Origin of the sequence: Halomonas sp. KM-1 (genome assembly GCF_000246875.1) — a bacterium.
In the GTDB taxonomy this organism is placed as follows: Bacteria; Pseudomonadota; Gammaproteobacteria; order Pseudomonadales; family Halomonadaceae; genus Halomonas; species Halomonas aerodenitrificans.
This window is the reverse complement of sequence record NZ_BAEU01000079.1, coordinates 34,606-56,632: the sequence shown is the minus strand read 5'-3', so window position 1 is coordinate 56,632 and position 22,027 is coordinate 34,606. Positions and strand designations below refer to the sequence as shown.

At 62.1% G+C, this 22,027-nt stretch carries 23 protein-coding genes; 9 read left to right on the top strand and 14 right to left on the bottom strand.

All coding sequences use genetic code 11. The features are described 5' to 3' along the window. Positions 1-21 precede the first annotated feature (21 nt). From B8115_RS08675 to trpC, 6 genes are all read right to left on the bottom strand, one after another. Entirely contained in the window at positions 22-501 is a 480-nt protein-coding gene (locus tag B8115_RS08675; protein WP_010627395.1) for a pyridoxamine 5'-phosphate oxidase family protein, read from the bottom strand. 66 nt (positions 502-567) lie between these two features. Next, positions 568-933 carry an SH3 domain-containing protein gene (locus tag B8115_RS08670; RefSeq protein ID WP_010627394.1) on the bottom strand — a complete coding sequence of 122 codons (366 nt, stop codon included), beginning with the start codon at positions 931-933 and terminating at the stop codon, positions 568-570. A gap of 1 nt (position 934) precedes the next feature. After that, positions 935-1,660, bottom strand: coding sequence for a class I SAM-dependent methyltransferase (locus B8115_RS08665; protein WP_010627393.1), 726 nt, complete (start codon positions 1,658-1,660; stop codon positions 935-937). A gap of 53 nt (positions 1,661-1,713) precedes the next feature. Further along, entirely contained in the window at positions 1,714-2,124 is a 411-nt protein-coding gene (locus B8115_RS08660; protein ID WP_026037991.1) for a hypothetical protein, read from the bottom strand. Positions 2,125-2,171: 47 nt separating this feature from the next. Beyond that, positions 2,172-2,573, bottom strand: coding sequence for a VOC family protein (locus tag B8115_RS08655; protein ID WP_010627391.1), 402 nt, complete (start codon positions 2,571-2,573; stop codon positions 2,172-2,174). A gap of 115 nt (positions 2,574-2,688) precedes the next feature. Beyond that, positions 2,689-3,495 carry an indole-3-glycerol phosphate synthase TrpC gene (gene trpC, locus B8115_RS08650; protein ID WP_010627390.1) on the bottom strand — a complete coding sequence of 269 codons (807 nt, stop codon included), beginning with the start codon at positions 3,493-3,495 and terminating at the stop codon, positions 2,689-2,691. A gap of 180 nt (positions 3,496-3,675) precedes the next feature. On the opposite strand from trpC, the gene B8115_RS08645 reads away from it, so the two are divergent. The 4 genes from B8115_RS08645 (at position 3,676) to B8115_RS08630 (ending at position 8,635) form a co-directional block, all read left to right on the top strand. Continuing rightward, positions 3,676-4,437 carry a 4'-phosphopantetheinyl transferase gene (locus tag B8115_RS08645; RefSeq protein WP_010627389.1) on the top strand — a complete coding sequence of 254 codons (762 nt, stop codon included), beginning with the start codon at positions 3,676-3,678 and terminating at the stop codon, positions 4,435-4,437. Positions 4,438-4,528: 91 nt separating this feature from the next. Beyond that, on the top strand, positions 4,529-5,233 hold the full coding sequence (locus B8115_RS08640) for a response regulator transcription factor (protein ID WP_010627388.1): 705 nt from the start codon (positions 4,529-4,531) through the stop codon (positions 5,231-5,233). Then, on the top strand, positions 5,230-6,585 hold the full coding sequence (locus tag B8115_RS08635; protein ID WP_010627387.1) for a cell wall metabolism sensor histidine kinase WalK: 1,356 nt from the start codon (positions 5,230-5,232) through the stop codon (positions 6,583-6,585). Before B8115_RS08640 ends, B8115_RS08635 begins: the two co-directional genes overlap by 4 nt. A gap of 106 nt (positions 6,586-6,691) precedes the next feature. Beyond that, positions 6,692-8,635, top strand: a complete 1,944-nt coding sequence (locus B8115_RS08630; protein ID WP_010627386.1) for a TonB-dependent receptor domain-containing protein — start codon at positions 6,692-6,694, stop codon at positions 8,633-8,635. Positions 8,636-8,771: 136 nt separating this feature from the next. Here the strand turns inward: B8115_RS08630 and trpD are convergent, their stop codons facing one another. Both trpD and B8115_RS08620 read right to left on the bottom strand, forming a co-directional pair. After that, on the bottom strand, positions 8,772-9,794 hold the full coding sequence (gene trpD / locus B8115_RS08625; RefSeq protein ID WP_010627385.1) for an anthranilate phosphoribosyltransferase: 1,023 nt from the start codon (positions 9,792-9,794) through the stop codon (positions 8,772-8,774). Between the two features lie 27 nt (positions 9,795-9,821). Beyond that, positions 9,822-10,406: an aminodeoxychorismate/anthranilate synthase component II gene (locus B8115_RS08620; protein ID WP_010627384.1), complete on the bottom strand. Its 585-nt coding sequence runs from the start codon at positions 10,404-10,406 to the stop codon at positions 9,822-9,824. 334 nt (positions 10,407-10,740) lie between these two features. On the opposite strand from B8115_RS08620, the gene B8115_RS08615 reads away from it, so the two are divergent. Then, positions 10,741-11,760 carry a metal ABC transporter solute-binding protein, Zn/Mn family gene (locus B8115_RS08615; protein WP_010627383.1) on the top strand — a complete coding sequence of 340 codons (1,020 nt, stop codon included), beginning with the start codon at positions 10,741-10,743 and terminating at the stop codon, positions 11,758-11,760. A 95-nt stretch (positions 11,761-11,855) separates the two neighbouring features. Here B8115_RS08615 and trpE read toward each other — a convergent pair whose 3' ends face one another. The 6 genes from trpE to rpe form a co-directional block, all read right to left on the bottom strand. Beyond that, positions 11,856-13,340, bottom strand: coding sequence for an anthranilate synthase component I (gene trpE, locus B8115_RS08610; protein WP_010627382.1), 1,485 nt, complete (start codon positions 13,338-13,340; stop codon positions 11,856-11,858). Positions 13,341-13,650: 310 nt separating this feature from the next. Next, on the bottom strand, positions 13,651-15,597 hold the full coding sequence (locus B8115_RS08605) for a DUF2207 domain-containing protein (protein WP_158409645.1): 1,947 nt from the start codon (positions 15,595-15,597) through the stop codon (positions 13,651-13,653). 36 nt (positions 15,598-15,633) lie between these two features. Beyond that, entirely contained in the window at positions 15,634-16,194 is a 561-nt protein-coding gene (locus B8115_RS08600; RefSeq protein ID WP_010627380.1) for a LemA family protein, read from the bottom strand. Between the two features lie 159 nt (positions 16,195-16,353). Then, a complete protein-coding gene (locus B8115_RS08595; protein WP_010627379.1) occupies positions 16,354-17,019 on the bottom strand; it encodes a phosphoglycolate phosphatase in 666 nt (221 codons plus the stop codon). Further along, entirely contained in the window at positions 17,004-17,300 is a 297-nt protein-coding gene (locus B8115_RS08590; RefSeq protein ID WP_238539204.1) for a GIY-YIG nuclease family protein, read from the bottom strand. Before B8115_RS08590 ends, B8115_RS08595 begins: the two co-directional genes overlap by 16 nt. A 10-nt stretch (positions 17,301-17,310) precedes the next feature. After that, positions 17,311-18,009, bottom strand: coding sequence for a ribulose-phosphate 3-epimerase (gene rpe / locus B8115_RS08585; RefSeq protein WP_026037987.1), 699 nt, complete (start codon positions 18,007-18,009; stop codon positions 17,311-17,313). Positions 18,010-18,186: 177 nt separating this feature from the next. On the opposite strand from rpe, the gene cysP reads away from it, so the two are divergent. From cysP to B8115_RS08565, 4 genes are read left to right on the top strand one after another with little or no spacing between them, the layout of a single operon-like run. Further along, positions 18,187-19,197: a thiosulfate ABC transporter substrate-binding protein CysP gene (gene cysP, locus B8115_RS08580; protein WP_010627376.1), complete on the top strand. Its 1,011-nt coding sequence runs from the start codon at positions 18,187-18,189 to the stop codon at positions 19,195-19,197. Positions 19,198-19,237: 40 nt separating this feature from the next. Further along, a complete protein-coding gene (gene cysT, locus B8115_RS08575; protein ID WP_010627375.1) occupies positions 19,238-20,101 on the top strand; it encodes a sulfate ABC transporter permease subunit CysT in 864 nt (287 codons plus the stop codon). Next, positions 20,101-20,928: a sulfate ABC transporter permease subunit CysW gene (gene cysW / locus B8115_RS08570; RefSeq protein WP_010627374.1), complete on the top strand. Its 828-nt coding sequence runs from the start codon at positions 20,101-20,103 to the stop codon at positions 20,926-20,928. Before cysT ends, cysW begins: the two co-directional genes overlap by 1 nt. Then, positions 20,925-22,022, top strand: coding sequence for a sulfate/molybdate ABC transporter ATP-binding protein (locus B8115_RS08565; protein WP_010627373.1), 1,098 nt, complete (start codon positions 20,925-20,927; stop codon positions 22,020-22,022). The genes cysW and B8115_RS08565 overlap by 4 nt, the downstream gene beginning before the upstream one ends. Positions 22,023-22,027 lie beyond the last annotated feature (5 nt).

The window sequence follows — 22,027 nt, the reverse complement described above, 5'->3', positions numbered from 1 at the left end:
AGGTCGCTGAAGGTTGAGGTTTTAGCCATGCTCCTCTCTGCTAACCCCATAGGCACGAAGCGCAGAGCGGATCTGGGATTCTTCGGTGGTCTCTGCGGGATAGAACCTGTAGCTGGGAGCGAGGATAGGCTCAACGGCCGTGGGGCTCACCACGAGAACGCTGTGAATCGGAAAGCGCTCCCCGGCCATTTCGAGAAGCGGCTCAGCGCAACGAGAGAAATCCGCAGCTTGTACTTTCACTTCACGTGCAACACCCGTCACCTTGAAGCCTTTTTGCACGAAAATATCGATGAAGCTCAAGCATACCTTCTCATTGACTCGGATATTCCTGGAAGAGGTCGGAGAAGCGATGTTCGCCACCACTACTGTCGTGTCATCCAGGACCGCGAATATCTCCTTGGGGGAAACGTTGGGCTGTCCAGCTTCATCGGAGGTCGCCAGCCAGCAGAGAACGCTGCGCTCTACCGCCTCTCGCACCTCTGTCGTTATCAAATCCGTCACGGCAGTTCCCTTTTTGTTGAACGATGCAACGCTTCGTCCCCTGCAGCTGGCACAGCAAAACTCCCTTTAATCATCGACTTTCTTCAGGTTTTCTAGCGGCACCCAGCCCGGTTCCGTATCGTCAGCTTTCTCACACCATAGCCAGCCATTCAGCTCCCTCTTGCCGACCAGCAACTCTCCTTGCTCTACATTGAGTTCTCTCGCCGTATAGTCATCGAGCGCACGCCCAGTCGAGCCATCCAGAAATTCAATGATCTGGCCAGGCACCCAGCCTGGCTGCTGCCCTGGTGCGCTGCAAAAAAACCAGTTCTCCCAGCCCGCCTTTCCCTCGTATTTTTCGCCAACGGTGAGAAAGGCCCCTTTTTTGAAAGTAATGGGGGCGGGAAATTCGCTCACGTGAGGAGTGATGACGAGATATTCAGAAGTGCTCATATCACCTCCTTGACCCATGGATGGCACTACTATCGGTGCGCTTCGACAGCCAGGCGTGGATCAAGCCGGCCTGGAAGAACTGCACGGGCGGCTCGAAGCCTCCGGCCTCGATGATGGCGGCCACCTTGCTTGGCGGCAGGACGCCGACGTCGTTGGCATAGGCCTTGCGCATGCGCGCTATCCCCTCGGGGGTAATATCCGCCTGCGCCATCATGTTCACCCAGGCGCGCAGTAACACCTCATACTCGGGTGATGCCACATCCGAGGCCAAGTCAGAGCTGGCGAGAAGACTACCCGGCTTGAGTCGGCGGGCTATTTGGTGGAAGAAGTCAGAACGCGCCTGCTGGTCGAGAATGAACTGCGACACCAGCAAGCAGGTGGAAGCATCGAATACCTGGGCATCAGGCAGTGACTCCAGATAACCCTCGTGAAATATACAGCGCCCCGAGAAGCCCTCCGTTTCTGCCTGTTCCCGGCAGATATCCAGCATCGCACCAGAGGGCTCTACGGCGGTGAACTTCCAAGTCGGATTGTTACGGGCAAGGTGTGACAGCTCCGCTCCCGTTCCTACCCCGACACAAAGGACGTGTGCACCTTCGGGTAGCTCGGCAAAGGCCGCATCCAGCAACATGTGCAGGCAACTCCGTATCGGCAATGTCTTCGCCCACTGCGCGTCGTAGCTGGCAGCCTGCTGATCGAACAATGCCTTGATTTCGTCTTGGTTCATCGCTTTCCCTGCTTTTTTGCTTTCTCAAGAAGGCCACACACTGCTGCCTAGCATCAGTTGTCCACTGCGATATACCACTTGGGCTTCATGCGTCCGAAGTCCCGGCGAACATTGGATTTCAAGCCTTTCTTGGAATCAAGCACGATCGCATTGCCCCCGTCCCTGACAAAAACGACCCAGTGCCAGAATGGCCTTCCCCGCTCCACCCTCCATTTAATCGCCAGAAGCGCCTTGTCTGGAAGCCGCTCCCAAGCCTCAAAAGGGATTTTCTTTGGGCCGACTGAAACATTGAGTTCGCGCAGAAGCCTGCGAACATGCTCGGTACTCGACCATAATGTCGGATCCTCGGCATAAATACCCAGAGAGTTAGCTTTCCTCTTGGCCTCGGCGTATGTGATGCCGGCGATGGCAGCGCTCGCGGCAATACCGCAGCCGGATATCTCTTCTTGTATGATCGGTTTCATGCACTTTTCCATCGCGCTTAGGCTATCTTCCACTGCTACTATTGCATTCACCTAACATGGGAAGAACAAAAGGAAGGAGACACGGGCTCATGGCACACCGCTTCGATGTTGTGCCCATCCGGACCGATGACGAAGGCAGCATAGTAATTCGCATGATAGTTCGGACGCAGACCAGGAGCACCGTTATCCTTGCCTCCGGCCTTCAAGGCCGCATGATAGAAGTCATCGACCTGCTGTCGAGTGCCAGCATGGAACGCGATATGAAGAGGGGCAGGTTTCTCCTTGGCCTGGTACAGGCACAGCGAGGCGTCTCCCTTACCGCAGAGTTCGATGCCGTATGACGGCTCACCTTCCGCACCTCCTGTTACCCCAAGCGGCTCGAGAGCTTTAAGGAAGAAGGCCTTGCTCGCTACATAGTCGCTGACACCAAACTTGACGTGGTCAAACATGAGGGCTCCTGATGTGCCTGACTGCACATAAACACATTAGAACACTCGTTATTATTCTGCCGACGAAAAAGGGCAGCCAACGCGGCTGCCCTTTTGGTCCCTGATTTCCACCCGCTCAGTAGAACAGCCGCCGCAGCGCTTCACCCGGCTCCTGCTCGCGCATGAAGGCCTCGCCGACCAGGAAGCCATGCACGTCGTGCTCGCGCATGCGCAGCACGTCGGCCTGGGTGTGAATGCCGGACTCCGTGACCACGGTGACCCCGGCGGGAATGCGCGGCAGCAGCTCCAGCGTGGTTTCCAGGCGAGTCTCGAAGGTATGCAGGTTACGGTTGTTGATGCCCACCAGGCCGATGCCGAGCTTGAGCGCGCGCTCGAGTTCCAGGGCGTCGTGCACCTCGACCAGCACGTCCATACCCAGCGCCGTAGACTGCTGGTAGAGGTCGGTCATCTGGGCATCTTCCAGCGCGGCAACGATCAGCAGGATGCAGTCGGCTCCGATGGCGCGCGCCTCGCTGACCTGATAGCCATGCACGATGAAGTCCTTGCGGATTACTGGCAGCTCGCACGCCTCACGCGCAGCGATGAGGAAGTCCTCATGGCCCTGGAAGAAGTCGGCGTCGGTCAGCACCGAGAGACAGGCAGCACCGCCGGCAGCATAGCTCGCCGCAATCTCGGCCGGCTGGAAGTTCTCACGGATCACGCCCTTGGAGGGCGAGGCCTTCTTGATCTCTGCGATCACTGCCGGATCACCCTCGGCGATGTTCTGATCGAGAGCCGCGATGAAACCGCGGGGAGCGCTCTGCCGCTCGGCCAAGGTCAGCAGCTCGGCTTCGGACACGGCGCGGCTGCGCTCTGCCACTTCCTCGTCCTTGCGGGCCAGGATGCGGGTGAGAATGGTCGGGGCGTCCTTGGTTGGGCTCATGGTGCTGTCTCGGTACGGGCGGCGCTGGCCGCGGTTGAAGCCGGTGAGCGACCCATATTACCTACCTGCGGTTCGACATGGAACGCGAGGCTACCCAAAGTCGGCGTATCGCCCGCCTCTCTCCGGCTCGAAGCGTCAGGATACATGACGCCAGCCAGTGGCCCATGCAAGAATTCGCCCATGGACAGCTCCTCTTCTTTGATCGACCCTTTTGTCGGCCCTTTCACCAGCGACTGGCCCTGGGCCTCGTCCCTTCCGGGTGCTCGCCTGGTGGCGGCACGTTTCGATCCAGACCGCTTCGATGAGCCGAACGTTGGGCCCCTTCCCTTTGAACGGGGTAGCATCGCGCTCCCGCCCCGCTTGCATGGCGCCATTGCCAAACGGCGGGCGGAATACGTTGCCGGGCGGCTGTGCGCACGCCGTGCCCTGCGCCTGCTGGATGGCAGGGACGCAACCCCAAGCATGAACGAGGATCGCTCACCATGCTGGCCCGCAGGCTGTGTGGGCGCCATCACTCACAGCGACGGCTGGGCAGCGGCACTGGTCGCCCATCGCCAGACCTATCAGGGTGTCGGTCTCGATGCCGAGCGGTTGCTGAACGAGGAGCAGGCCCGCCGGCTCGCAACAAGGGTACTGACCGCCGAAGAGATCGTCCGCATGCGAGCGCTGCCGCCGTCGAGCGTGGGGCTGATGGTCAGCACCACCTTCTCCCTCAAGGAGAGCCTGTTCAAGGCGCTCTACCCACTGGTGGGCCGCATGTTCCACTTTCCCGCCGCTGAACTCATGGCCTGGCATGGCATCGGCCCCGTTCGCCTGCGTCTGCTGGAAGACCTGGGCAACGGCTGGACAGTCGGCCGCGAGGTCACCGGCATGGTCTGCCTGCTTGAAGACAGAGTCCTGAGTCTGGTGGCTCTACCAGCTTCAGCGGCTGACAGAGACTGACCCCTTATTGCCGCCAATATGAGACATATTGTCATTTGCACTTTCACGGCATACGATAACAATTATCGTATACACATGGAGTGTAGGGCCAATGCCCTCAGCCGCACCACGCAGGCCACATATCCTGGTAGTCGAGGACGACCGAACGCTGAGCGGGCAGATCGCCAGCCTCCTGGAGAGCAAGGGATACCGGACCTGCCAATGCTATGAGGGGGAAGTCGCACTGCTCTCCGCCCTTGGCCAACACTTCGACCTGATACTACTGGACGTCTTGCTGCCAAAGCTGAATGGCTTTGACGTGCTCGACAGGCTGCGCAAGACGCGCCAGACGCCCGTCATGATGCTCACCGCCTGCGGCGCAGAAGAAGAACGCATCCTTGGCTACCGTCGTGGCGCCGACGATTACGTGCCCAAGCCATTTGGCTTCACCGAACTCATGTTGCGTATCGACGCCCTGCTCCGACGTACCCTGGGCAATACCGATCAGCGTGGCGACCCCAACGAGCTAACGCTGGGCTCGCTCAAGCTCGACCGAGGCAACCTGGACGTTCGTCACAATGGTGTTCCCATCGCTCTGACTCCCATCCAGTTCCGTCTACTCTGGTCACTGGCGCTCTACCAGGGCGAGGTGCTGAGCAAACCCTATCTGTACCAGTTGGTGCTGGAGCGCGAGTTTAGCCGCTACGACCGCAGTCTCGACATGCATCTGAGCCGGGTACGTCGCAAACTGACCATGGCGGGAATGGCCGCCGACCGCCTGCAGACGGTGCACGGCAAGGGATACTGCTTCCTGTGACTAGGCGCCTGTTCTGGAAGCTGTGCGGGCCCCTGGCGCTTGGTACTCTGGTTCTGGTCTGGGTGGTCACTTTCCTGGGCGACGAAACCGAGCAGAAGATGAGTTTCATCGCCGCGCAGCATCAGCAAACCTTGAAACATTGGGGCACCACAGCCGAGCAGCTCTACTATGCCGGCGACGAGCAGGCTCTGGCCGACTGGCTCGCGGAGCTACAGGCCCGCGAGAACACCTGGGCCGCCGTGGTGCGCTCCGATGTCCAGCCTTTGGCGGGAAGTACTCTGTCGGCACAGTTCCAGGAGGGGTTTCGATTGGGGCGCAACGTGGAGTGGAAGATTCACCTCTACTTCACAGAGAACCCGATCATGGATCTCACGTTCGCCGATGGCCACACTCATTTTCTGGTGACCCTGCCTCAGCGCATGCGCCCCGGCACCTACCTGCCCGAGGTCAAGCTGCTACTCAAGGTAGCCTTGCCGCTCGCCGTGCTGATGCTGCTCGCATCGGTGATCTATCACTACTTGATGGGGCCATTACGTCAGTTGGAGTTGGCCACTCGGGCCTTCAGCGAAGGCAACCTGGGAGTTCGGGTACGCCCTCTGCTCGGTAACCGCAGCGACGAACTCACCGCTCTGGCCGAAACCTTCGACCGCATGGCCGAGCGTACCGGCGACCTCATCCTCACCCAGCGCCAGCTGATCGCCGACCTCTCCCATGAACTGCGCACTCCGCTGACCCGAATCGACATGGCGGTAAGCTGCGCGGAGGAGGGCATCGATACGCAAGACTTCCTGCCTCGCATCCGCCGTGAATGTCGTGTGATGCGCAGCTTGGTGGAAGATGCCCTTACGCTAGCTTGGCTGGAAAACGAGCAGCCAAGTCTCGATCACGACAACCTGGACCTCACCGACCTACTCGACAGCATCATCGAAGATGCCCGGTATGAATATCCGGCGCACGTCATCGAAAGCTCGCTGCCCGACCAGGCGGAGATCAGCGGCAGCAGCCAGCGGGCCCTGGCACAGGCAATCGAGAACGTGATCCGCAATGCCTGCCTCTATACCCCAGGTGGCGGTCACGTCCGGGTGACGCTGCAGCCAGACGGCGACGGCTACCGGCTCACTATCGACGATGAGGGACCTGGCGTGGCCGACGACCAATTGGAGCTGATTTTCACGCCCTTCTACCGCACCGTTCAGGCCCGTGACGACCGGCCGGATGGCCACGGCCTGGGCTTGGCCCTGGCGCGCCGACAGATCGAAGCGGCGGGCGGTTGGATTCGCGCCGCGAACCGCAGCGGGGGTGGTCTGAGAATGACGCTCTGGTTTCCTGAAGCCCGCTCGAGGCGGGCATGAGGTACAGGAGGTAACAATTGTAAAAGCAATTCACTTTTCATAGCGGCTAACAAAGAATGCGCTCCAAATAAGAATACTTATCACTCAAAGGAGCTCGGATCATTCTATGATATCTCTATCTACCCGCGGCAACGCCTGGCCGCTCAATCCCTTGTGGCTGGCTATTGCTCTTGTCAGCGCCAGTCCCGCCGTACTGGCCCAAAACGGTCCTCAACAGCTCGACACTCTGCAGATCACCGGGGAACGTGTCAGCGAGAGCGGCCAGAGCGTCAGCGCAGAGGCGCTCGAGCGTCGCCAAGCTTCCGAGCTGCAGGATATCTTTGCCGACATGCCCGACGTCGCCGTAGGGGGCGGGGCGCCGGCCGCTCAAAAGGTCTACGTGCGTGGGCTGGAAGACACCATGCTCAACGTTACCGTGGACGGAGCCACTCAGTCCGGGTATCTGTTCCATCACCAGGGCCGCCTGGTGGTCGAGCCGGAGCTGCTCAAGCAGGTCGATATCGTCGCCGGCGCCGGGGAGGCGACCAACGGTCCCGGCGCGCTGGGTGGCGCCATTCGCTTCGTGACCAAGGACCCTGAGGATCTGCTGCGTCCAGGCCAGAGCTTCGGCGCACTGCTGAAAGGTGGCTATTTCAGCAACACCGATGGCTACCGGGCCTCCGCTTCGCTCTACGGCAGACTCACCGATAACTGGAGCGGCCTGGCCACGCTGACCCAGACCGATCACGGCGACTACAAGGATGCCGACGGCAACACTCAGCCCTACACGGGCAGCGAGAGGTTCACCGGCTTCGCCAAGCTGGTGGGGCAGCTCACCGATGAGCAGCGGCTCCGGTTGAGCTACGAGCGCAGCGAGGACGAAGCCTATCGCCTGCATCGCCCCCACTGGGTTCCCAGCGCACGCAACGCCCCCATCGACCAGGAAGTGGTGCGCGAGACGGTGACCGGGAACTACGGCTTCACCTCGAGCAAAAATGACTGGCTCGATCTGGACCTGACGCTATATCACACCGAGGCATCTCTGGAGCACATTAATGGCCCCTTCGGCGACTATATCGGCGCCATGCAGAGTCACGGCGGCGACCTGCGCAACCACAGCCAGGTCGGCGACCTCACCCTGACTTACGGTGTCGACTACCGCAAGGACGAGGCCCGCCTGCGCAGCCCTCTGTACGGTACCGACCGCGAAGAAGGTAGCGTGGTAGGCCTTTACCTGCAGAACCACTATCAGTTGACCGAGCGCCTGCGGCTCAGTGCCGGTGCGCGTCATGATTGGTTCGAGCTGGACGAGCACCTGACCGGCAACTCCTTCAGCGAATCCGGCTGGAGCCCCAACCTGGGCCTGCGCTTCGACGCCACCGATCAGCTGACCTTGCATGGCGGCTGGGCGCGCGCCATTCGTGGCACCCAGGTCAAGGAGCTGTTCGTGCTCGACTATTATCGCAATGCGGAGGATCGCAAGGAAGAAGTCGCCGAGAACGTCGAGCTGGGCGCCACCTATCGCTACGGCAACCTCTATCTGGCGGCGGAAGTGTTCGAGACGCGCATCGACGACGTGGTGGGTCAGGTCACGCCTGCCGTACTTGGCAATCTGGGCGAGCTCAAGACCCGTGGCGTCAACGCCCGGATCGGCTACGACTGGGATCGCCTGGAGGCCTCGCTCGCCTACAGCCGTGCCAGGCCCGAGCTCGAAGGTGTACCGCTCAGCGACGATGATATGGCCATTGGCACCAGCATCGGCGATACCTGGGTGGCCAACGTGAACTTCCAGGCCACTGACGATATCGATCTCGGCTGGACGGGACGCTTTGCGGAGCGACTGACCAAGGTGGCCGATGGTTACCCAGAGAAGGCCGGCTATGGCGTCAACGACATCTATGCCAGCTGGCATCCGCTGGTCGGTGATCAGTTGACGCTGTCGCTGCGAGTCAACAACGTCTTCGACAAACAGTACTTCGATCACGCCAGCTACGGCGATGCCGGCGACGTTGCTCACGGCCTGCCCGACCCCGGCCGTGATTTCCGCCTCAGCGCCACCTATCGCTTTTGACCCGAATAACGGTGAAGCCATAGCCAGAAACGCATAGCCAAAAACGAGAAGGCCAAAAACGAGAGGGGACGCCGTATGGCGCCCCCTCTGGTGTTTGCTGCGCTTGGCTGGCCGTGGCTGCGCTGCAGGTCACGGCTCAGGAAACCAGCACGCGGGTGAAGTCGGCCAGCTCCTTCATCTTTTCCAGCGGCAGCTTGGAGGCCTGGGCGTCCTGAGCCATCATCACGCCTTCCTTCAACGTATCGGCGATACCGGCACAGTAGAGGGCCGCTCCGGCGTTGAGAGAGACGATGTCGGCTGCCGGCCCCTCGCCCACCAGCGCCTCACGCACAAGCCGCAAGCTGTCTTCGGCGCTGACCACCTTCAAGGGGCTCAGTGCCTGCCGCTCGATGCCGAAGTCCTCGGGCGTGACGGTGTAACGACGAATCTCGCCGTCCTTGAGCTCGGCGACCTGGGTCGGCGCAGCCAGGGAGATCTCGTCGAGTCCGTCCTCGGCGTGAACCACCATGACGTGGCGGCTGCCGAGCTGACGCAGCACTTCGGCCATCAGCGGCACCAGCTCGGCGGAATAGACCCCCAGCACCTGGTTCGGCGCACCGGCGGGGTTGGTCAACGGCCCGAGAATGTTGAACAGGGTACGCACTCCCATCTCGCGCCGCGGGCCAATGGCAAAGCGCATGGCGGGATGATGGTTGGGGGCGAACATGAAGCCTACACCGACGTGCTCGATGCAGCGCGCCACCTGCTCCGGCCGGAGGTCGAGATGAATGCCCGCCATGTCGAACAGATCGGCGCTGCCCGAAGAGGATGAAACGCTGCGATTGCCGTGCTTGGCCACCTGGGCGCCGGCAGCCGCAGCAACGAAGCTGGAAGCGGTCGAGACGTTGAACAGGTTGGCGCCGTCGCCGCCGGTACCGACGATGTCCACCACGTTCTCGCTGCGCTGAAGGTGGACACGCTTCATCAGCTCGCGCATCACCTGGGCAGCGGCACCGATCTCCTCGGCCGTCTCCCCCTTCATCGCCAGACCGACCAGAAAACCGCCGATCTGCGCATCGCTGGCCTCGCCGGTCATGATCTGCTGCATGACGGCATGGGTCTGGTCGAAACTAAGGTTTTCACGGCGCATCACCGCGGCAATGGCGTCTCGCATCTGCATGGGCAGGCACTCCTCTATACGGGCGGCTCAGCGGCGCTTGAGAAAATTGGCCAGCAGCTCATGCCCCTGACGCGTCAGAATCGACTCCGGGTGGAACTGCACGCCTTCGATATCCAGCTCACGGTGACGCAGCCCCATGATCAGACCGGGGGTCACGTCGTCATCGTCGGTCCAGGAGGTCACCTCGAGGCACTCGGGCAGCGTGTCGGCTTCCACGACCAGTGAGTGGTAGCGTGTGACCTCCAGCGGATCCTCGAGGCCGGCGAAGACACCAAGACCATTATGGCGGATGCGTGAGGTCTTGCCGTGCATCACCTGCGGGGCGCGTACCACCTTGCCACCGTAGACCTGACCGATCGCCTGATGGCCGAGGCAGATGCCGAGGATCGGCAAACGACCGGCGAAGTGTTGAATGGCAGCCAGCGAGATGCCCGCCTCGTTGGGGGTGCAAGGACCGGGCGAGATCACCAGATGGCTCGGCGCCAGCGCTTCCATCTGCTCCAGGGTGATGGCGTCGTTGCGATAGGTGGCCACCTCGGCACCAAGTTCGCCAAGATACTGCACCACGTTGAAGGTGAAGCTGTCATAGTTGTCTATCATCAGCACGGACATGGCGAGAAGGTCCTGTTCCAGCGAATCTTTTCAATGTTTCGTCGTGCGCGGCCGGCCATGCAGTTCTGCTGCGGACACAAAAAAGCCGCCCGACGGCGGCATTTCGTTCAGTCGTCAGCGCGCCGCCCCTCGCTCAGGAGCGCCACCACTGGATCGAATTCGGCATATAGGCGTTTGCGTTCATGACGCAATAGTGCCGCCCAGGCAGCCGAGCTGTCAACGCAAGATGCCCCCGGCCGGCGCGTTCATCAGCGGCCAGGACAGTCGCGGCTGGCCAGCGTACCTCCCAGTCTCTATCATCGGGCAGTGCGCTACCGCGAAAAGGAGATTGACGATGCGCTTTACCCGCCGTGCCTGTATCTGGCTGACCCTGCCTCTAGCCGCCATGGTCGGCAGCGTTACGGCAGCGGCAGCCAATCCCAAAGTGGTCGCCAGCTTCTCGATTCTTGGCGACCTGGTCAACAAAGTCGGCGGTAACGATATCGAACTGGTGGTGCTAACCCCGGTAGGGGCCGAAGTCCATGAGTGGGAGCTGACACCCAACAATTTCATTGCCCTGGAGGATGCCGACCTCGTCTTCTACAACGGCTACCAGCTCGAGCAGTGGATGCGCCAGGTTTACGCCACGGTGGGCAACCGGGCACCGCTGGTGCCGGTGGCGGAAGCCACGGAATACCCGACTCAACCCATCGTCACGGGTGAATACACCGGCGAGCCCGACCCGCACCTGTGGATGGACCCGCGCGCCGTGGCAGCCTACATGAAGGTGATTGCCGACCAGCTCAGCGAGCTCCACCCCGAGGCCGCCGACAACTTCCAGGCGCGCGCCGCCGCTGCCAGGGAAACCCTCGCTCGACTACACGAAGAGATCGGCGAGATACTCGCGCCGATTCCCGAGGAGCAACGCTTGCTGATCACCACGGAAGCGGCTTTCGTCTATTTCGCCGATGCCTACGGCTTTCGTCATGACGGCGTGTGGGGCAGCAATGCCGAAACCGAGGGCTCGCCCCAGCAGGTCATGCGCATCGTCGACTTGATCGAGCAGGCCCAGCCAGGCGCCCTGTTCTGGGAAAGCACACTCTCGGACCGCTACATTCGCAGCATCGCCGCCGACACGGAGCTGCCGATTGCCGGCCCGCTGTATGTCGACTCCCTCAGCGAACCCGATGGCGATGCCACCAACTACGTTGCCATGATGCGTCACAACGCCAAGCTGATCCGCACCGCTCTGACGCTGGGCGAAGCCGAAGAGAGCAACGCCGAAGCCGACGCGGTAGAGGGTGAAGAGTCGGCAGAAGGTGAAGATGTGGAAAAGAACGAAGAGGTAGAGCGGGACGACACCGAGGACGCATAAGGCATCTCTCGTCTCAGTTCGCAAACGGCGCCCCTGCTACGAAGGGGCGCCGTTTGCCGTATGGCCAAGCGTAGAGAATTCAAGAAAGTTCTAGCCTAGAGGTTATCCAGGCCCTTCTCGGCCATGGCCACGGCACGGAAGATGGCGCGCCCCTTGTTGAGCGTCTCCTGCCACTCCAGCTCGGGCACGGAATCGGCCACCACGCCGGCCCCGGCCTGCACGTGCAGCTCACCATCCTTGATCACCGCGGTACGAATGGCGATGGCGGTGTCCATGTTGCCGTGCCAGGAGAGATACCCTACCGCGCCGGAATAGATGCCGCGCTTGACCGGCTCCAGCTCGTCGATGATTTCCATGGCGCGGATCTTGGGTGCCCCCGAAAGCGTGCCCGCTGGGAAGGTGGCGCGCAGCACGTCCATGGCGCTGAGGCCCGGCTTCAGGCGTCCGGTGACGTTGGAAACGATGTGCATCACGTGAGAGTAGCGCTCCACTGCCATCTGATCGGTCACCTGCACCGACCCCGTCTCGCTGATGCGCCCCACGTCGTTGCGCCCCAGGTCGATCAGCATGAGGTGTTCGGCGATCTCCTTGGGATCGGCCAGCAGCTCGGCCTCGAGTGCCCGGTCCTCCTCCTCGGTCTTGCCGCGCACCCGGGTGCCGGCGATGGGCCGTACCGTGACCTCGCCCTCCTCCAGCCGGGTGAGAATCTCCGGAGAGGAGCCCACCACATGGTGGTCGTCCAGGTTGAAGAAGAACATGTAGGGCGAGGGGTTGAGGCTGCGCAGCGCGCGGTACAGGTCCAGCGGCGAGGCACGATAGGGAATCGACATGCGCTGCGAAGGGACGCACTGCATGACGTCGCCGGCCAGCACGTACTCCTTGATCTTCTCCACCGCCGCCTTGAAACCGGCCTCGGTGAAGCCCGAGGTGAAGTGTCCCTCTTCCACCGCGCTGCGTCCGGTGCCGGGACTGGCGGCTTGGACACCTGCGCTGCGCAGGCGCCGCTCCAGGCCCTCGAGGCGCGCCACCGCCGTGGCAAAGGCATCCGCAGCGGCGGGGTCGGCATGGGTCCACAGCGTCAGCCGGCCCGAGAGGTTATCGAACACCACCAGCTCGTCGCACACCATCAGCAGGATGTCGGGCACGCCCAGCGGATCGGGTTTCTCCACGCCTCTGAGACGCGGTTCGATGTAGCGAATGGTGTCGTAGCCGAAGTAACCCACCAGACCGCCGTCGAAGCGCGGCTGGTCATCGAGGTTGGGCACCCGGAAACGCCCCTGGAACTCCTCGATCCAGGCCAGCGGATCCTCCACCTCCACACGCTCGATGCATTCGCCCTGGCGTACGTGGCTGACAGTGAAGCCGCGCACTTCGATGCGCTCGTGAGAAGGCAGGCCGATGATCGAGTAGCGTCCCCACTTTTCGCCGCCCTGCACCGATTCCAGCAGGAAGGTCCAGGGCTCGTCGGCCAGCTTGAGATAGGTCGACAGCGGCGTATCGAGATCGGCCAGCACCTCGCGGGTGACCGGAATGCGGTTGTAACCGGCCTCGGCCAGCGCAAGGAAACGTTCGGGAGTCATCATGACGGAGCCCTCGAGATATGACGGTGACGGATGGTGAATCAGGGTGATGCTTCAGCGAGCTTCACCATCGCCAAGCGGCGGGCTGGGCAGAAAATAGCACCGTCGTGTCAGCTGCCCGACGCAGGCAACCACGGGTTAAGGAGTCGTCATGCAGCATCATGCTGTCCATCGAAGCGTTTCCCGCAGGAATAGGCAAACGGAAGGATTCCGAGGTCATTGATAAGGATCGAAAATCACCCTAAACGAGTTCCGCCAGTGAATCAACCAGCGCATAGCGTCGCTGGCGGCCCCGTCATGCGGCGAAAAACTACCAGCCACCGCCGCCACCACCGCCACCACCGCCGCCTGAAAAACCACCTCTGGAGGAGCCGCTGCGGCCGCTCGAAAAGCCTGAGCTGGAGGCGGAGGCGGGCCGCGCTGCCATCATGGCCGACGTGACGCCCGTCGTGATGCCACTCATGCTGGGCGACAGTCGGCCCGGGGTGAAACCGTCCCCGCGATACCAACGAGGCCGGTAGCCCGGCCCGACGTCGCTGATCGCGTGTCGTGTCAAATCGTTCTCGAAACGCTCCGTCCAGGGCTTCTCGACACCGAGCGCCATAGCGTAGGGCAGCATCGCCTCGTAGCGCAACACCGTCATATCCGGCTCGTTCTGGAAGTTGAGTCGCTCCTTCTCTGCGGTCTCCAGATACATCTTGAAGCCCTCGATTTCGTCCATCACCTTGCGCCCTTGCAAGGTATGCGCCCCCATGCAAATACCGAAGACGATACTGATCGCCAAACTCAACAAAAGGGCAATGAAAATCAAATCCATCCCGATCACATAAAATATACCGACCCAGTACTTCAAGTAACTGAATGTCGCCATTGCCACGATGGCACTCACCAGCACGCTAACCACAAGCGGCTTCCGCCTCGCCCATTTCATGACCAGCAACAACAGCAAAAGCGGTATGAAGGTGAGCAGCATGAAGATGAACACACCGAATTCCAACACGTCGAAATAGAACATCTGGAGTATCGACACAGCAATCAGCGCCAAACCGAAGAGCGTATAGCCCAAGTTGCTGGTAAAGAACACCGAACGATTCTCTTTTTGCAGCGCTGATATAAAGCGAGATTTCGTGCGCTGGATAGTCACCCCATGCTTGGCGTCGGTAGTGACCGGACTTTTTTCGCTCAGGAAATCGAAAATGACTCTCTCGCCCGTGGGAAGCGAGTCGGGCACCTTGCCTGTCGTCTCTAGCGTCATTGCCTTCTTGCCCTCCTTGCCGAGGGTCACCAATCCCTTGACGGCCAATGACACCACGGCCGCGGAAAAGGCGGTCCAGCCGTCCTTGTCCCAGCGTCCCTTGCAATAGACAAAGTGAGTCAGCGCCGGAGAAAACCCTTCCGGTGGATAGAAGCGAGGAATGATGATGCCCTTGGCCGGGCCTCGGCCGACTCGATACCAAGCAGAGAAAAAATAGAAGAAGACCACTAGAAGCAGAGCGGCCGACCCGACCACCTCACGGTAGTCCGACAACCAGTAGCGCATCTCCTGAGCGAAGTCAGGGGAACGCAGAGTTCCTTTCTCAAAGGATACCGCAAGCGTCATCCCCTCCCGAACCGCCAACGGTTGCGCCATATCAAAGCGAGCGACGTTATCCTCGAGCCGCTCCATGCGTGCCGCTTTCTCGGTCGCCCCTTGACGTCCGGTAAAGACGCCGAGCTCACGGATCTCGGCACCGGCGGGCAGCGTGACGAGTGCCGATGCCTCGAGAATCGGAAGCGTCCAGAAGTTTCCTGTCGCATTCCAGTAGAGTTCATCATGCTCTTGGAACATCCGAGCCGCCCGATCGATTCGATAGCGGATCTCGTAGGTGTGTGTGCCATGCGGCAGGATAGCACTGGCGCGCCCGATCCGGATACGCTTGCCGGTACTCAACGCATCGACCGTATAGCTTTCATGCTCCCCATTGCGCTTCACTGAGAGCACGTCAAGCGTCTGCCTCACGCGGCCTCTGCCTTCGCCAGTCAGGACAGTAGGAATGTCGCGAAAGATACCACGCTGAATCTGCTGGCCCTCGGCATGGACACGGATCGTCTCGGTAATCTCCACCGAGGAATCGGGCTTTACCGTAATGTCAACCTCGAACCGTTCGATGACCTCTTCCGCCACTACCGGCAGTACCACCATACCGGACAGCATGAGGATAACGATAGCGAGCCATACGGTACTCGCCACCTTGCGCATAGAAACTTTCCTGTTCATGGCAGATATCCCTTGCTCCATTTCCATGCCGCGCCGCTATTGGGCGAAAGCCACTTGCGGCACGCTACGACCTTCGTTATTGAGCTCGAAGTATTGGGCTTTTTCGAATCGAAAACTTCGGGCGACGATATTGGAGGGGAAAGACTCTACCGCCACATTCAGGTTGCGTACCGTGCCGTTGTAATAGCGTCGTGCGTACTGGATGTCGTTTTCCACTGCCTGCAACGCACGCTGGAACTCCAGAAACGTGGTATCTGCCTTGAGGTCCGGGTAGGCTTCCGCCACCAGAAGCAGCCGTCCCAGCGCCCCAGAGAGTTGATTCTCTGCCTCACCACGCTGCACCAGAGATCCCTTGTCTTGCGCCACCAGCACTGCCTGTCGGGCAACAGTCACCGCATGCAACGTTTCGCGCTCGTGTCGCATGTAAGCCTTGACGGTTTCCAGCAGACTGGGAATTAGATCGGCCCGGCGCTTCAATTGCACATCGATTCCGGACCAGCCCTCCTTGCTCAATTGCCGATACCTGACCAAGCTATTGTAGAGATGAATGAAATAAACGATGAGCGCCACAAACAGCGCCAACCCTGCCCACCCCATGCTCGCTCCTTCCCTGCAACGTCGCCTGTAGGCGAAGCAGTATTAGTCATGTCTCGATAACGTATTATGCCGCGTTTGATGTCGATTGCACCATGCAAGGTGCGGAAGAAGACTTCTGTAAAATTCTGCGTCCTGATTCTTCTCTTTATGCCGCCAGCGTCAAACGAGTTCCGCCAGTGAATCAACCAGCGCATCCGGGCGGCTATCGTGCACCGGTTCGCCATGGTTGTAACCATAGGGCACGGCCAGGGTGCGGAAGCCGGCAGCCTGACCGGCGGCAACGTCGTGACGGGAGTCGCCCACCATCAGACAGGCCGAGGGCGGCAGGCCGAATTGCGCCGCCACGTGCAGCAGCGGTGCCGGGTCGGGCTTCTTCTGCGGCAGGCTGTCGCCACCCAGGCATAGCGCGAAGTGAGCTTCGAGCCCGAACTGCGCCAAGATCGGGCGGATGAACGCGAACGGCTTGTTGGTGACCAGCGTCAGGATCCTGTCGTCACTCCGCAGGGCATCCATCGCTTCGCGCACGCCGGGATAGAGCCGCGTGCGTGAGCCGGGGTCGCGCCCGTAGTGTGCGAGAAAGGCCTCGTGAGCCCGCGCCAGCAGCACCTCGTCGGGGGACGCGTGCCGGGCGAAGGTCAGTGCCCGCTCCATCAACTTCAGCGAGCCGTTGCCCACCCAGTCGCGCACCCGCGCCTCACCGGCGGTGGACAGCCCGCACTCGGCCAGACTGGCATCCACGGCCACCGCCAGATCGGGCACGGAGTCCACCAGGGTGCCGTCCAGGTCGAAGCTGATCAGGCGGATGTCGTTCAGGATGGGGTGCATGGCAACTCCTCTTGGCCCTGCCGGTCTTGCAACCAGCTTCTCTTGCGCGCTGCCGAGAGACGCTTGATCTCGGCCTCGAGGCGTAGCGCTTCGCCGCGGCTGCCCACCGGCTCATGATGCACCAGTGCCAGCGGCCCGCGCCCGCGCAAGGCCTTGGCGCCCCGCCCGGCCTCATGCTGCGCCAGGCGCCGCTCGACGTCGGTGGTGATGCCGGTGTAGAGCATCCCCTGCCGGGTTTCGACCATATAGAGGTACCACGTAACGGGCAACGGATCGTTCATCGCGCGCTGGCTATACCGTCGCCAACTGCTCGCGGAAGGCGCGGATGACGCTGTCATAACGGTTGGGGTCGCCATCGCGGCCAGCACCGAAGACAGCCGAACCGGCAACGAAGGTATCGGCACCGGCACGGGCGATCTCGGCGATGTTGTCGACCTTCACCCCGCCGTCGATCTCGAGGCGAATGTCGCGGCCCGAGGCATCGATGCGACGGCGCGCCTCGCGCAGCTTGTCCAGCGTGCCCGGGATGAAGGCCTGCCCGCCGAAGCCGGGGTTGACGCTCATCAGCAGGATCATGTCGACCTTGTCCATTACGTAATCGAGGTAGGACAGGGGCGTTGCCGGGTTGAACACCAGGCCGGCCTTGCAGCCGCCGCTGCGGATCAGCTGCAGCGAGCGGTCGATATGCTCGGATGCCTCCGGGTGGAAGGTGATGTAGCTTGCCCCGGCATCGATGAAGTCGCCGATCAGGCGATCCACCGGCTTGACCATCAGGTGGGCGTCGATGGGGGCGGTGACGCCGTGCTTGCGCAGCGCCTCGCACACCATGGGGCCGATGGTCAGATTGGGCACGTAATGGTTGTCCATCACATCGAAGTGGACGATGTCCGCCCCGGCGGCCAGGACCCGGTCGACTTCCTCGCCCAGCCGGGCGAAATCGGCGGAGAGGATGGAGGGGGCAATCAGGAAGTCGCGGTTCATGTCGCTCATGGGAATAACAGCCATCGCACGGGAAAGAGGCGTCATATTAACAGACTGCCCCGACCGCCGGGCACCCGACAGGCACCGCCAATGAAGCTTATAGAAAAATAGAATAAAAACACGGATTGTAATTCCACTTAGTCGGCCATACTCTTGCTACCAAGTTCCCTTTGCCGGAGACGTCCCATGCGACTTCCCTCTCTTCGCCGCACCCTGATCGCCGCTGCCCTGGGTCTTGGCCTGGCAGCGCCAGCGGTGGCTGCCGAGCGCGAGATCCTCAACTCCTCCTACGACATCGCCCGCGAGCTGTTCGCCGCGATCAACCCTGAGTTCCGCGACCACTGGCAGGCGGAGCACGGTGAGCAGATCGGCATTCAGCAGTCCCATGGCGGCTCCTCGGCTCAGGCCCGTGCCATTCTGCAGGGTCTGCGTGCCGACGTGGTGACCTACAACCAGGTGACCGACGTGCAGGTGCTGGCCGATGCCGGCCTGGTGGCCGAGGACTGGCAGGAGCAGTTGCCCAACAACGCCTCGCCCTACTACTCCACCACCGCCTTCCTGGTGCGCAAGGACAACCCCAAGGGCATCGAGAGCTGGGACGATCTGGTGCGTGAAGACGTGCGCATGGTCTTCCCCAATCCCAAGACCTCCGGTAACGGCCGCTACACCTACCTGGCCGCCTGGGGCTTCGCTCAGCAGCAGTTCGACGGCGATGAAGAGCAGATCCACGACTTCATGCGCACCTTCCTGCGCAACGTGGCAGTGTTCGACACCGGCGGTCGCGGCGCCACCACCAGCTTCATCGAGCGTGGTCTGGGCGACGTGCTGATCAGCTTCGAGTCCGAGGTCAACAACATTCGCCAGGAGTACGGCGAGGACGACTACGAAGTGATCGTGCCGCCGGTCAGCATCCTGGCCGAGTTCCCGGTGGCGGTGGTCGAGCCCAACGCCGAGCGTAACGGCAATCTCGACCTGGCCAAAGCCTATGTGGAGTACCTCTACAGCGAAGAGGCCCAGCGTCAGTTGGCCGGCTTCAACTATCGCGTGCATCACGAGACGGTCGTCGAAGAGTTCGCCGATCACTTCCCCGAGACCGAGTTGCTGCTGGTAGAAGACATTGCCGGCAGCTGGGAAGAAGCGATGGAAACCCATTTCGGTAGCGGCGGGTTGCTCGACCAGCTGCAACGCCGCCGCTGATAGCGACGGCGCCTGACATGCCCGACGCAAGCGAGACACGATGAGTAGTCGTTCCTTCGCCATCGGCCTCGGCAGCACCCCCAAGCGGGTGCTGCCGGGCTTCGGTTTGTCGCTCGGCATCAGCCTGACCTTCGTCTCGCTGATGCTGTTGCTGCCCATGACCGGCCTGTTCGGCCAGTTGGCGGGGCTCAGCCTGGCCGAGTACTGGGCCATCATCACCAACGAGCGGGTGGTGGCAAGCTACGTGGTGACCATTGGAGCCGCCGCCGTGGCAGCCATCGTCAACGCCGCCTTCGGCCTGCTGCTGGCCTGGGTACTGGTGCGCTACACCTTCCCCGGCAAGCGCCTGCTCGATGCACTGATGGACCTGCCCTTCGCCCTGCCCACCGCCGTGGCCGGCATCACCCTGGCCACGCTCTACTCCAGCAACGGCTGGATGGGGCAACTGCTCGAACCACTCGGGCTGCAGGTGGCCTACACCTGGGTGGGCATCGCCCTGGCCATGTCCTTCACCAGCATCCCCTTCGTGGTGCGCACGGTGCAGCCGGTGCTGGAGGACATGCCCCACGAGATGGACGAGGCCGCGCTTACCCTCGGCGCCTCGGACTTCACCGGCTTTCGCCGCGTGATCCTGCCGCACCTGTGGCCGGCCCTGGTGACCGGTACCGGGCTTGCCTTCGTGCGCTCGCTGGGTGAATTCGGCGCGATCATCTTCATCGCCGGCAACATGCCCTACGAGACCGAGATCACCGCGCTGATGATCTTCGTGCGCCTGCAGGAGTACGACTACGCCGGCGCCTCGGCCATCGCCTCGGTGGTGCTGCTCGTCTCGCTGGCCCTGCTGCTCGCCATCAACATCTGGCAGGGCCGCTTCATCAAGCGCCTGCATGGAGGACACGGCTGATGCAACGAATCGGAGATGGCGTCGCCGTTAGGCGCCTGCTGATCGGCGCCGCCGTAGTGCTGGCGGCGCTGTTCCTGCTGCTGCCGCTGGTGGCGATCTTCGCCCAGGCCTTCGCCCGGGGCATCGACGTGTTCTGGGCCAACGTCACCAACCACTACACCCTGGCGGCGATCCAGCTGACCCTGTTCATCGCCGTGCTGACGATTCCGGTGTGCCTGGTGTTCGGCGTGGCGCTGGCCTGGCTGGTGACCCGCTTCCGCTTCCCGGGGCGGCGCATCCTGCAGACCCTGATCGACATTCCCTTCGCCGTCTCCCCGGTGGTGGCGGGGCTGGTCTACCTGCTGCTCTACGGCCGCACCGGCTGGCTGGGCAGCTGGCTGGACGGCCACGACATCCAGTTGATGTTCGCCTGGCCCGGCATCCTGCTGGTGACCATCTTCGTCACCTGCCCGTTCGTTGCCCGCGAGCTGATCCCGCTGATGCAGGCCCAGGGCTCCCGCGAGGAAGAGGCCGCCGTGACCCTGGGCGCCCCGGGCTGGACGATCTTCCGCCGGGTCACGCTGCCCAACATCCGCTGGGCGCTGCTCTACGGCGTGATCCTGACCAACGCCCGGGCGGTCGGCGAGTTCGGCGCCGTCTCCGTGGTCTCCGGCGCCATCCGCGGCCAGACCAACACCCTGCCGCTGCACCTGGAGCAGCTCTATCAGGACTACAATACCGTGGGCGCCTTTGCCAGCGCATCGCTGCTGGCATTGATTGCCCTGCTCACGCTGGTCGCCAAGGCCGGCCTGGAATGGCGCGCTGCGCGCCGGGAGGTTCACTCATGAGCATCCGCCTTCACGAGATCGGCAAGCACTTCGGCAGAACCCAGGCGCTGGAGCCGATCGATCTGGACATCGCCGAAGGCGAGCTGGTCGGCCTGCTGGGTCCGTCCGGTTCCGGCAAGACCACTCTGTTGCGCATCATTGCCGGACTGGAGACGGCAGACAACGTCACCGGCGCCCGCATTCTGTTCGGCGAGCGCGACGTGACCCACCTGCACGTGCGCGACCGGAGAATTGGCTTCGTCTTTCAGCACTACGCGCTGTTCCGGCACATGACGGTGTTCGACAACGTGGCCTTCGGTCTCACGGTGATGCCGCGCAAGAGCCGTCCTTCGAGCGGCGAGATCCGCAGCCGGGTGCATCGCCTGCTGGAGATGGTCAAGCTCGAGCACATGGCCCACCGCTACCCCGCCCAGCTCTCCGGCGGTCAGCAGCAGCGGGTCTCGCTGGCGCGCGCCCTGGCACTGCGCCCTGACGTGCTGCTGCTCGACGAACCCTTCGGCGCGCTGGATGCCAAAGTGCGCCAGGAGCTGCGCCGCTGGCTGCGCCACCTGCACGACGAGCTCAACTTCACCAGCCTGTTCGTCACCCACGACCAGGAGGAGGCGCTGGAGCTCTCCGATCGCGTGGTGGTGATGAGCAACGGTCGCATCGAGCAGATCGACACCCCCGACGAACTCTATCGTCATCCAGCCAATCGCTTCGTGTTCGAGTTCCTGGGCGACGTCAATCACCTCGAAGGCACGGTGCGCGACGGTGTGCTGACCTGCGGTGACGCCAGTCTGGCCGTGGACCTCGAGGATGGTCCCGAAGAGCTGCTGCTGCGCCCCCACGAGCTGGAACTCGCACCCAGCGCTACGCAGCACGCCCACCTGCCGGTGTGCGTGACCGCTATCTCGCCGGTGGGAGCCGAAGTGCGTGTGGAGCTGGAGGCGGACTGGCTGGGCGAACCCTGGCTGGCCACGGTGAGCCACGCCGATTACGAAAGGCTCCATCTCACCCGCGGCACGCGTCTGTACGCCATTCCCCGGCGCTGGCATCGATTTCCCGATGAGCGCACCCAGCAGACCGCCCCCACCCCCGAAACGGTGAGCTGAGGGGC

Bases quoted from the DNA above. Each gene is read 5' to 3' on its own strand.
- B8115_RS08615 (WP_010627383.1), top strand. From the start codon at position 10,741: ATGCGCTTTACCCGCCGTGCCTGTATCTGGCTGACCCTGCCTCTAGCC.
- B8115_RS08565 (WP_010627373.1), top strand. From the start codon at position 20,925: ATGAGCATCCGCCTTCACGAGATCGGCAAGCACTTCGGCAGAACCCAG.
- rpe (WP_026037987.1), bottom strand. From the start codon at position 18,009: ATGAGCGACATGAACCGCGACTTCCTGATTGCCCCCTCCATCCTCTCC.
- B8115_RS08590 (WP_238539204.1), bottom strand. From the start codon at position 17,300: ATGAACGATCCGTTGCCCGTTACGTGGTACCTCTATATGGTCGAAACC.
- trpE (WP_010627382.1), bottom strand. From the start codon at position 13,340: ATGACTCCCGAACGTTTCCTTGCGCTGGCCGAGGCCGGTTACAACCGC.
- B8115_RS08595 (WP_010627379.1), bottom strand. From the start codon at position 17,019: ATGCACCCCATCCTGAACGACATCCGCCTGATCAGCTTCGACCTGGAC.
- B8115_RS08655 (WP_010627391.1), bottom strand. From the start codon at position 2,573: ATGTTTGACCACGTCAAGTTTGGTGTCAGCGACTATGTAGCGAGCAAG.
- B8115_RS08630 (WP_010627386.1), top strand. From the start codon at position 6,692: ATGATATCTCTATCTACCCGCGGCAACGCCTGGCCGCTCAATCCCTTG.
- B8115_RS08600 (WP_010627380.1), bottom strand. From the start codon at position 16,194: ATGGGGTGGGCAGGGTTGGCGCTGTTTGTGGCGCTCATCGTTTATTTC.
- B8115_RS08645 (WP_010627389.1), top strand. From the start codon at position 3,676: ATGGACAGCTCCTCTTCTTTGATCGACCCTTTTGTCGGCCCTTTCACC.
- B8115_RS08605 (WP_158409645.1), bottom strand. From the start codon at position 15,597: ATGAACAGGAAAGTTTCTATGCGCAAGGTGGCGAGTACCGTATGGCTC.
- trpC (WP_010627390.1), bottom strand. From the start codon at position 3,495: ATGAGCCCAACCAAGGACGCCCCGACCATTCTCACCCGCATCCTGGCC.
- trpD (WP_010627385.1), bottom strand. From the start codon at position 9,794: ATGCAGATGCGAGACGCCATTGCCGCGGTGATGCGCCGTGAAAACCTT.
- cysW (WP_010627374.1), top strand. From the start codon at position 20,101: ATGCAACGAATCGGAGATGGCGTCGCCGTTAGGCGCCTGCTGATCGGC.
- B8115_RS08665 (WP_010627393.1), bottom strand. From the start codon at position 1,660: ATGAACCAAGACGAAATCAAGGCATTGTTCGATCAGCAGGCTGCCAGC.
- cysP (WP_010627376.1), top strand. From the start codon at position 18,187: ATGCGACTTCCCTCTCTTCGCCGCACCCTGATCGCCGCTGCCCTGGGT.
- B8115_RS08670 (WP_010627394.1), bottom strand. From the start codon at position 933: ATGAGCACTTCTGAATATCTCGTCATCACTCCTCACGTGAGCGAATTT.
- B8115_RS08640 (WP_010627388.1), top strand. From the start codon at position 4,529: ATGCCCTCAGCCGCACCACGCAGGCCACATATCCTGGTAGTCGAGGAC.
- cysT (WP_010627375.1), top strand. From the start codon at position 19,238: ATGAGTAGTCGTTCCTTCGCCATCGGCCTCGGCAGCACCCCCAAGCGG.
- B8115_RS08660 (WP_026037991.1), bottom strand. From the start codon at position 2,124: ATGAAACCGATCATACAAGAAGAGATATCCGGCTGCGGTATTGCCGCG.
- B8115_RS08620 (WP_010627384.1), bottom strand. From the start codon at position 10,406: ATGTCCGTGCTGATGATAGACAACTATGACAGCTTCACCTTCAACGTG.